The sequence below is a fragment of the Fischerella major NIES-592 genome (genome assembly GCF_001904645.1).
Lineage (GTDB): Bacteria > Cyanobacteriota > Cyanobacteriia > Cyanobacteriales > Nostocaceae > Fischerella > Fischerella thermalis.
Map to the genome: position 1 here is coordinate 244129 of NZ_MRCA01000003.1, position 9941 is coordinate 254069.

At 40.8% G+C, this 9941-nt stretch carries 9 protein-coding genes; 4 read left to right on the top strand and 5 right to left on the bottom strand.

What is annotated here, in order from left to right:
- Positions 1 to 36: 36 nt before the first annotated feature.
- Positions 37 to 3765, bottom strand: a complete 3729-nt coding sequence (locus NIES592_RS08405) for an NB-ARC domain-containing protein (RefSeq protein WP_073555477.1) — start codon at positions 3763 to 3765, stop codon at positions 37 to 39.
- A 302-nt stretch (positions 3766 to 4067) separates the two neighbouring features.
- Between NIES592_RS08405 and NIES592_RS08410 the strand changes: the two genes are divergently transcribed.
- From NIES592_RS08410 to NIES592_RS08425, 4 genes are all read left to right on the top strand, one after another.
- On the top strand, positions 4068 to 4964 hold the full coding sequence (locus NIES592_RS08410) for a pyridoxamine 5'-phosphate oxidase family protein (RefSeq protein ID WP_073555478.1): 897 nt from the start codon (positions 4068 to 4070) through the stop codon (positions 4962 to 4964).
- 302 nt (positions 4965 to 5266) lie between these two features.
- Positions 5267 to 5689, top strand: a complete 423-nt coding sequence (locus NIES592_RS08415; RefSeq protein ID WP_073555479.1) for a hypothetical protein — start codon at positions 5267 to 5269, stop codon at positions 5687 to 5689.
- Positions 5690 to 5703: 14 nt separating this feature from the next.
- Entirely contained in the window at positions 5704 to 6459 is a 756-nt protein-coding gene (locus tag NIES592_RS08420) for a MinD/ParA family ATP-binding protein (RefSeq protein ID WP_073555480.1), read from the top strand.
- Between the two features lie 69 nt (positions 6460 to 6528).
- Complete coding sequence (locus tag NIES592_RS08425) at positions 6529 to 7908, top strand: AAA-like domain-containing protein (RefSeq protein WP_073555481.1); 1380 nt, start codon at positions 6529 to 6531, stop codon at positions 7906 to 7908.
- Between the two features lie 34 nt (positions 7909 to 7942).
- On the opposite strand, the gene NIES592_RS08430 is transcribed toward NIES592_RS08425, so the two are convergent.
- From NIES592_RS08430 to NIES592_RS08445, 4 genes are all read right to left on the bottom strand, one after another.
- The gene (locus NIES592_RS08430) at positions 7943 to 8290 is read right to left on the bottom strand and encodes a type II toxin-antitoxin system RelE/ParE family toxin (RefSeq protein ID WP_073555482.1); all 348 of its coding nucleotides are present in this window, start codon (positions 8288 to 8290) and stop codon (positions 7943 to 7945) included.
- The gene (locus NIES592_RS08435; protein WP_073555483.1) at positions 8290 to 8541 is read right to left on the bottom strand and encodes a hypothetical protein; all 252 of its coding nucleotides are present in this window, start codon (positions 8539 to 8541) and stop codon (positions 8290 to 8292) included. Before NIES592_RS08435 ends, NIES592_RS08430 begins: the two co-directional genes overlap by 1 nt.
- A 256-nt stretch (positions 8542 to 8797) precedes the next feature.
- On the bottom strand, positions 8798 to 9313 hold the full coding sequence (locus tag NIES592_RS08440) for a hypothetical protein (RefSeq protein ID WP_073555484.1): 516 nt from the start codon (positions 9311 to 9313) through the stop codon (positions 8798 to 8800).
- 83 nt (positions 9314 to 9396) lie between these two features.
- Positions 9397 to 9939 carry a hypothetical protein gene (locus NIES592_RS08445; RefSeq protein WP_143168355.1) on the bottom strand — a complete coding sequence of 181 codons (543 nt, stop codon included), beginning with the start codon at positions 9937 to 9939 and terminating at the stop codon, positions 9397 to 9399.
- Positions 9940 to 9941 lie beyond the last annotated feature (2 nt).

Consider the following 9941-nt stretch of genomic DNA (forward strand, 5'->3'; position numbering starts at 1 on the left):
GGCGTTTAAGTACTCCAGAAAAGACCTCCTAAACTTCTAACCTACTGCACCTAAAGATTGCAGTGTCACAATCGTCGCATCTGTTAAACCTTTGACTCGAGTAATATTCATCCCCTCATAAAGTCTTTTCGCCCTCAAAATTCTTATACAGTCACCCGTTTTCATCTCCCAAATCCTTACGGTTTGGTCTTGAGAACCACTTGCGACAAATTCTCCATCGTGGCTGAATGCAATGGAAGATACTAAATGTGTATGCCCAACGCAGACATGACGACATTTCCCTGTGCTGACATCCCAAATTCTCACAGTTTGGTCATGGGATGCACTAGCAAGGGTTTTTCCATCTGGACTAAATGCAACAGCAAATACCCAGTTTGTATGTCCAGTTAGTGTTTTGAAACATTTACCAGTTTTCAAATTCCATAGTTTCACCGTTTGGTCAGTGCTGCAAGTAGCGATGATTTCCCCCTCTGGACTAAAGATAGCTGAGTATACACGACTATCGTGTCCTTGTAATGTGCTGATGCAATTACCTGTGCAATAATCCCACAATTTTACCGATTGGTCAGCACTGGCGGTAGCTAAAACTTGCCCGTCTGGACTCCAAGCAATTCCCAGGATTTTATCGGTATGTTCGCTCAAGCTTTTGAGACATTGACCTGTGCTAATATCCCATAGCTTGACTGTAGAGTCAGCGCTACCAGTGGCAAGGATTTTACCTTGCGGATGAAAAGCTACGGCATATACCCAATCTGTATGTCCGAGTAAAATTTGGAAACATTGACCTGTGCTAAAATTCCATAATCTTACTGAAGAATCTGTACTTGCACTTGCCAAGATTTGATTATCTTGACTAAAGGCAATTCCATAAATAAAATCTGTATGCCCTTCTAAGCTTCTAATGCAACTACCAGTTTGCCAATCCCATAGCTTAACTGTTTTGTCGTTACTACCACTGGCTAAAATTAATCCGTCAGGACTAAAAGCTACAGGAAATGCCCAATCTGTATTACCGTACCAAGTTTTCAAACATTGACCAGTACGACAATCCCACAGCCTAACACTTTGGTCTAAACTGACACATACCAGTGTGTAACCATCTGGGCTAAAGGCGACGGCACAAACTTCATTGGTATGCGCATGTAGAGTTTTGATGCAAATATTTGTTTGACAATCCCAGAGTTTGATTGTGCGATCGCCACTTCCACTAACTAGAATTTTACTATCAGGACTAAAAGCAATGGAATAGACGCTGTTAGTATGTCCTGTGTAAGTTTGCAAGCATTCACCTGTATGATAATTCCAAATTTTAATAGTGCGATCGCCACTAGCACTAGCCAAGGTTTGGCCATCTGCACTAAACGCCACCGAACGCACCCACCCTGTATGTGCTTCCAAAGTTCTTAAGCATTGACCCTGACGCACATCCCACAGTTTTATTATGTGGTCAGCACCACTACTAGCCAAGGTTTGGCCATCAGGACTGAAAGCAACGCAACGTACCCAATCTGTATGTCCTGTAAGCGTTTGCAAGCATTTACCCTCGTGGATATTCCAAAGTTTGACAGTCTTATCACCACTTGCACTGGCTAAAATCTGACCGTCGGGATGAAACGCTACAGAAAATACCTCATGTTCATGCCCAGTTAAAGTTTTTATACACACTCCATCTTGGACGCTCCAGAGTTTAACATTCTGGTCAGCACCACAACTCGCCAGGATTTTACCATCTGGACTAAACACCACAAAGCGCACCCAATTAATATGTCCTTGACAAATGAGCAATAATTTACCTGTTTTCACCTCCCACAGACGGACATGACAATCAGTATCGCAAGTTGCTAAAAGTTGACCATCTGGACTAAAGGCAGCAGATAAAATATTACCTAAAGTTTCAGTAAAAACACAGCGATATAAATCTGAGTCTGCAAAATTAACATCATGCAAGTTTACACCCTGAAGATAAGCTTGCCAAACAGTTAAACCCGAAAAATCATAGCTACTGAGGTCAATTTGTGCTTGATGCAGCAGATTTAAAGCATTTCCCCCAGCATAGCCCGTTACTTGCGGCGATTTGCCTCGGAGGTTGGCAAGGATTTGAACCAGACAATTAGCTATATTTTGCAGACTGCCAAGTTCTGTAATTAATTTATCGATAACAGGTTGAAGAATCAGACTGATTTGAGTCTCCCGCACATAATCTTTAGCTTGCGCCTTAATTAGTGCATGACTGATAAATAGAGAAGTAGGAGGGGAAAATTGCTTCTGTGTTCCCCATTGCTCGATTTCTTGACAAACTTGCTCTATCAACTGATTGCTAACATACTCCATCACTACAGGTTGCTGAGTAAAGCCAGCAGCACTTTTTTCGATTAAAGAACGCCTTTGCAAAGACAAGAGCGATTCTAGCAGTTCACGAGGTGGGATATTAGCCACAAAATCTGCTTGTAACTCTGGTAGAGAAATAGGTTCGCGGTTGATGGCTAACCAGTACATAATCTCTCGTTCCAAGACTGTCAGACGCTGGAACTGTTGGTCAAGCAGATCACGAATATCATCAAAGATGAATGTACCTTGCTGGGAAATTTCCAGAAATTGGGAAATATCACCATCAAAAAAGTCTCGGATGGAAGACGCTACAATCTTGAGAGCCAGAGGATTACCGCCATAGCGTGAAATTAAAAATTGCCATTGCTCTTGGGAAGCAGTAAATTTACCTTTAACGTTAAATAATTCGCGCCCTTCTGTTTCTAGTAAACCTGTAAGTTGCAGAGAACGCACTGGCAAACTATCCCCTTCATACTTGGTGAGTCCTTGGGGTTTTTCCCGTGAAGTGAGAATTAAACAACTTTGGTGGGAAGTTTCTGCTACACATTGCAGAAATTGACCGTAACCTTCACATCCAGCACGATAACGACCAGTGCGATCGCCTGCTTGTAAAATTGACTCAGCATTATCCAGAATAATTAGACAGCGCGACGAACGTAAATATTTGAGTAGCAGCGAGATTCTACCGTTTAAATGAGTTGGTAAATTTGTTTGGTGCTGTGCAGATAAAAACTGAATCAGTTCTGCCAAAATATCTTCTACAGGCGGTACATTGCGGAGACTGCGCCAAATTATGTATTGAGGGGATTGGGGACTAGCGACTGGGGATGAAGCAGATGAAATTTCCCCTTGTCGTCCTTCTGTTCCCTTGCCCTCTATACTGGCAATAATTTCCTGTGCTAGCTTAACGGATAGTGTTGTTTTACCAATCCCACCCATTCCCAGCAACGTAATCAAGCGACAATTTTCTTGTGTAACCCATCCTTTAACGGTTTCCAATTCTTCACAACGACCGTAGAAAATCGATACATCAGGTGCTTCACCCCAGTCAGTCTCGAGTGCTAAATGCTGTAGACGCTTCTGCGGCTTCCCGTAGGGTGTACTGAGTTCTCCCTTGTCCTCCCTGTCCCTCTTGTCTCCCTCTGCCTTCTGCCTCCGCATAGCTGCCTTCTGTTCAACAACCTCTTCCCAGTTCAAACCAAGCACCTGAGAGTAGGCTTTAAATGCCTCAGCGTTAATCGCCTGTTTTCCCGCTAAGAAACGTTTCCAAGTTCCTTCTGATATACCAACAGCAAGAACGCCTTTTTCTTTCCAACAGACACCTAAAACTTCACTGGCTAACTCTATCCATCGAAAATCATCAACAGACCAGCCTTTTTCACTTCTAGCTTGTTTAATCCTTGCGAGTCCCTGTTGAGAAGCTTTGAGAGTAGCCACAATTTTTGAGTGTGTCCTGGTATAGCTGGATCTGACTGAATTACCGAGTGTTATCTCAGCGTTCCACGTATAAATAATATTTGCAGAATCGCAATGTTTATTGCAACAGCATAAAATTATGCGATCGCCAAGATCAGTTATCTTTGCCCAATCAAGCCAAAACTGATCTTGGAAAGTAGAGGTTGTATGAGGTTATATAACGAATATTTAATAAATGTGCAGAAGTCGCACGACTTAATTTTTTACGGATACAGAAGATTGAGATCGTAGAACAAAACTAGCTAGTAAAACGAATTAATATAATGTCTTTTCATTCTGGAGAAATCAGAGTCCAAACTCAAGCCGGGGTGCGACAAGAGGCGCAACGTCTATGTCATGTCATCAATAGCACTATCAAGCCATCTGTCCAAGATTTCCTTAGTAAGCAACAATTAGCAGTTGCTAGTACAGTGGATGCAAACAGCAGAGTCTGGGCATCTTTATTAACCGGACAACCTGGTTTCGTACAAGTCTTAAACACGCAAACGGTACAGATTAATTTTACTCCTATACATACCGATCCCCTACACCAAAACCTGCACGGCAATAATGATATTGGTCTATTGATAATTGATTTAGCAAACCGCAAGCGTTTGCGTTTAAATGGCAAAGCAGAAGTAGATCAACAGAGTATAAAAGTACAGATTCAGCAGGCGTTTTTTAACTGTCCTAAATACATCCAGGTACGTCACATCGAAAAAGCTATAATTTATTTATCAAAAGAACCTCAAACCCTTATTATAGATGCTTTGAACCAGACAAATCAACTTTGGATAACCCAAAGCGACACTTTTTTTATAGCCAGTTTTCATCCAGAAAGTGGGGCTGATGCTTCCCACAGAGGAGGATTTCCGGGGTTTGTGCAAGTTGTGAATAGTAATAAGCTTGTGTTTCCCGATTACTCTGGTAATAATATGTTTCAGACCTTCGGTAACTTGATTGTGAATCCAAATGCAGGTTTATTATTTATCAATTTTGAACAAGGTCACACATTGCAACTCATTGGTAAAGCAAAGGTAATTTGGGATGTAAATAGATTAAGTGAGTTTGCTGGGGCGCAGCGCTTAGTAGAGTTTGATATTGACCAGGTGTTGGAAAGTAGGAATGCTACTTCCCTACGTTGGCAGTTTGGGGAATATTCTCCTGTAAATCCTGGATAGGGTTTGATAGTTCGTACTAGGGGCTTTAGCCCTCATTTAAGCACGCGCATTGCTTAGTACAAACTACCTTAAAAAACTTTTGTTTGGCAAAAACATCCGTTGCCTTAGACACAGAGACTGAGACTAAAATAATTTAGTCTCAGGTATTGTCAAATCATAAAGATACATTTTTGTCAAGACCAGTTTTCCAAGTGCTGCTTCGCCGCAAAACTGATCTTTCGTCATGTTGTGCGATCGCGTAATCCTAGAAAGATAAAGATCCGCAAATTTCCAGCACAGGCGTTGATCATATGGAGTAAATCATGCCCCAATATCCTTTTAATATTGGTATCGAAGCAGTCCCCGCCAAGATTATTAGCTTCAGTACTTTTAAAAATGCAGCGAATAACAATATTCTCATGCCTTTTCCTTCCAGACTAACCCAGAATAGCTTTAGAAAGAATGAAGTCAAACAAAAGGCTAAGTCTAACTTACAAGATATTGAAGAAAGTTTAAGGGCAGAAGTTGCTGCTTTGCAGCAGGAATTGGCAATTACAAAACAGCAAAAAGCTGAATTAGAAAGTCTATTGAAACAGCAGGAAAAGGAGAGAAAACTCCGACTCCAAGAGATGCAAATCGAAATTGATTTACATAAAGTTGCATACCAGGTAGCAGAAATTACTCAAACTGATTATTTTCAACAATTGCAGATAGACATTGAATCTCTTCGGAATGCAGATTGCTAATTGCTGAAATCTATATGTCTAAAATTATTGCGATTCACTCGTTCCGAGGCGGAACTGGTAAATCTAACTTAACAGCAAATTTAGCAGTAGCAATAGCACTGCAAGCAAAGCGAGTTGCCATTGTAGATACTGACCTGCAATCTCCGGGTATTCATGCTTTATTTGGTATTAATGAGACTATGACAGGCAAGACCTTGAATGACTATTTGTGGAATCGTAGTTCCATTGCTGACACCGCCTATGATGTCACTTCTGATCTAGAAATTAATCAGGGAAAAGTTTTCCTCATACCTTCTAGTATAAATACTGATGAAATTGCCAAAATTCTCAGTGAAGGATACAACGTTAGTTTACTTAATAGTGGATTTCAAAGATTAATTGAAGAACTAGAGTTAGACTACTTATTTATTGATACTCACCCTGGTCTGAGTCGAGAAACTTTACTTTCTATTGCTATTTCCAACCTTTTAATTGTAATTCTCCGTCCAGATCGCCAAGACTTTCAAGGTACGGCGGTGACAGTTAATATTGCTCGTCAGCTTCAAGTCTGCAAGATGATGATGATCATTAATAAGACACCAAGCCGAATGGACTTTTCATCACTACAGCAAAAAGTGGAAAAAACTTATAACATCCCAGTTGCAGGTATATTTCCACTTTCAGAAGACATGGCACAACTTGGCAGTAGCGGACTATTTTGTTTGCAATATCCTGACCATCTCTTTACTCAAATCCTACAACAGGTAGCAGACAAAGCAATTATGAATTAGCAAGATCCCCGACTTGTTTAAGCATTCGGGGATCTGGAACTTTCAGCTTATAAAAATTAAACTAAGAAAATGGTGGAAATTATTCAAGAACAAGCAATAACATTTGAAACCGCTTTAAAATTGGCAGATGCAGCAGTATTTGCCAAGACCAAAAGACATTTGAGAAACATTGAAGTAGCTGTACTACGGGGAGCTTTGCTAGGTCAAAAATATGACCAAATTGCGGCAGAATGTGACTATGCTCCTGAGTATATCAAGCATGATGTGGGCCCAAAATTATGGCAGATCCTTTCAGCTAGTCTAGGGCAAAAAGTCAGTAAAACTAATTTGATGGCTGTCCTAGCGCAACGAATCTCTTGGGAAGAGGACACAAGAACGCGCAAGAGGATAACGAAAATGTTTATACCCTTCACACCCCTCTCCCCATCTTCTTTTTATGTAGAACGTCCTCCCGTAGAGTCTCGCTGTTATGAAGAAATTACCAGACCAGGGGCATTAATTCGCATTAAAGCACCAAGTCAAATGGGTAAAACTTCTTTGATGGTGAGAATTTTAGCTCATGCTAAACAACAAAATCCTGATGAAGTACGTACTGTAGCTTTAAGCTTACAGAGAGCAGAGCGTTCTATTTTTAATGATTTAGATAAATTCTTGCGTTGGTTTTGTGCTGCGATTACTCGCAAGCTTCAATTACCCCATAAAGTTGAGGATTATTGGAGTGAAACTTTTGGTAGTAAAAGTAACTGCACAGCTTATTTTGAAGATTGTTTATTGCCAGATCTTAATGGTGTTTTGGTATTAGGTTTGGATCAAGTTGATGAGGTGTTTTTACACCCAGAAATTGCTGATGATTTCTTTACTTTATTGCGTTCTTGGTATGAAGAAGCAGCCTACGGAGATAGTGGTAATCCTCTGTGGCAAAATCTCCGGTTGGTTATTGTCCATTCCACAGAAGTATATATTCCTCTAGATATTAATAAATCACCATTTAATGTGGGTTTAGCAATTGAATTGCAAACATTTACACCTCTGCAAGTATTCGATTTAGCTAAACGTTATGAAATTCATTTATCTGAAGGTGAATTATCAGAACTGATGCAGCTTGTGGACGGACATCCATATTTAGTGCAACAGGCTTTATATCATCTTGCACAGCAAGATTTGACTTTGAAGCAGTTAATCGAAACCGCAGCTACGGATGCAGGTATTTATAGTAATCATTTGCATCGCCATTTAAGAAGCTTACAAGAACATGCGCAATTAGCAGCAGCCTATGAGGAAGTAATCCATTCATCAAATCCTGTAGAGTTAGAACAGACTTTAGCATTTAAGTTGCACAGTATGGGGTTAGTCAAGCTGCAAGGAAATCAGGTAATATCTAGTTGTGAACTATATCGACAGTATTTTGAAGAAGCCTTAAGACCAACTGCTATACGTAATATTATGTAGATAGATACGTAATTAGATTCACTACACAGTCTTGTTAAGTTGTGTCGGGTTTCTCTGGCTCTTCACCAAGAGTTTGCTGTGAGGCGTGTCGGATATGGAGAATACGAATTGTGGCTACTTCTTCTCGTTCTAAAATAGTAAACAGAATACGGTATAAATTACGCCCTCGACCATAGAGTAATTGTCGAATTTCTTGGCTAAAATATTCATTCTCTCTGGCTAGCGGACAACGCTTGGGCATTTGTGACAAAGACTCAATTGCTTGTAGTAATCCTGCATACCACTGACTTGCTCTGCTTGGAGATATTATTTGAGACAAACGCAGAAATGCACTATTTGCCTCAGCCTCAGCCACACTAGAAATTTCGATACGGTATTCCATTAATAAGTGGCTAAGTTATACTTACGACGCTGCTCGTCAGCAAACTCATGAAAAGACCGAAACCGACCAGCCTCAAAGTCATCTAATCCTTGTTGAATACCTTTGATAGCTTCCTCTGAATCTTGTGTTTCCCACTCTAAGACATTAGCCAGTAATTCTGATGCAACAAGATTAACATCTTGACCTTGCCGAGCAGCTTTGTCGCGCAGTCGTGCTTCTAATTCTGGAGTCAGGGTCACAATAATTGTCATCAAGCTACTTCCTGTTGCATTAAGCCTTTGAGCTTCATTTTAGCAAAAGCAAGAAATAGTGCGATCGCTTTCTGATTTTACCTGAGAAATGTATTGTATTTTAGTAGGCGATCGCTCACAGCAAAGAATCACTCAACTTTGACCACTACAACCTCACGTAACTTAATCCTGAACACTTATCAGTAACTTTACGGCTACCTTTACGTCAATGACTTAAGCAATCTAACAGCAAAAGTCAGTAGCACTACTACTGTAGCTATGGTGTTGCAATATTGACGAGTTTTTTAACTCTATGAGACCAACCAGAGAACTGTAGATCCGTGTAGGAGAGACGTGAAAGACCGTTTGCCCATTGGAGTGGAGCAGGAAGGCGACTAGGTTGGTAGGAGAGCGTAGCTGAATGGCAAAGAGCTGTGAGTAGTAAAGCGATATCTGATGAACTATGGTTTTTAGGATTGATTGGTGTGCGGAATTTTACTGGTGTTGTGAGTACGCCATGCTGTGGTGAGGTGCAGGGATATAAAGCGGTAAAGTCTGATTCCTCAATTAGAATTGTTGTACCTGGTTGGGGTTCAAAAGGAGCGCAGTGAATTAAAGGAGAGCCAGATTTTGAATATTCGATCAATGTAAATTCATGATTGAACAAAGCTTCACGGTAAGATTCTATGGACTCGTTGTGTGGTCTAAGTCCATCACGAATAAGGTAGAGATGACGACCTATACCCAATGATTCAGCTTTGGAAGCAATCCACGATAAACCCTCACGTAGCACCTCCGCAGAAAGAGTCTCATCCTCGCCCTTTCTGGCTCGCCAGTGAGCTTGTAAAATCCCTTCTGCATTGGTAAGCGCGATCGCTACTCTTTTGGCTTATCTAGGTCGAGGTTATCAGGTAGAACTTCAATCTTTTCGGTCTTAACAGTTTGCCGGACAGGTAGCTCAAACTTAGCAAGCATTTGAGTTATTTCTGCTTGATTTCCGTACAACTCTCCTAGTATTCTGTCTTGGTTTAGTGCACCATCTTTCAGGTAATTTAGAATTTCCCCAATTTCTTCGAGTTTGCTGTTAATTTTTCCTTGATTATTATCTATATCCAGAATTTGATCATCAAATTCACTATCATCTGGTTCTTTCACAGGTGACTCAATACCAGGGGGACGTTGAGTTTTTGGTCTGCGGATGTCGAATTGGTGGGCATCATTTTCAAATTCTTCTGATAGTGCTTCGTAGGTAGGTTGATCTTTAGGGTAGACCCATACTTTCCGGCTTCCATCCCATTGTCGTCCAGCAATCTTCTTAGCACGATCGCGGTTTTCAGGATGAATACGGACGAGAAAATGTGTATCATCCTCAAAAACCTCAATTGGACTATGCTTTCTAGAGTTGAGGTCGAAAGGCATAG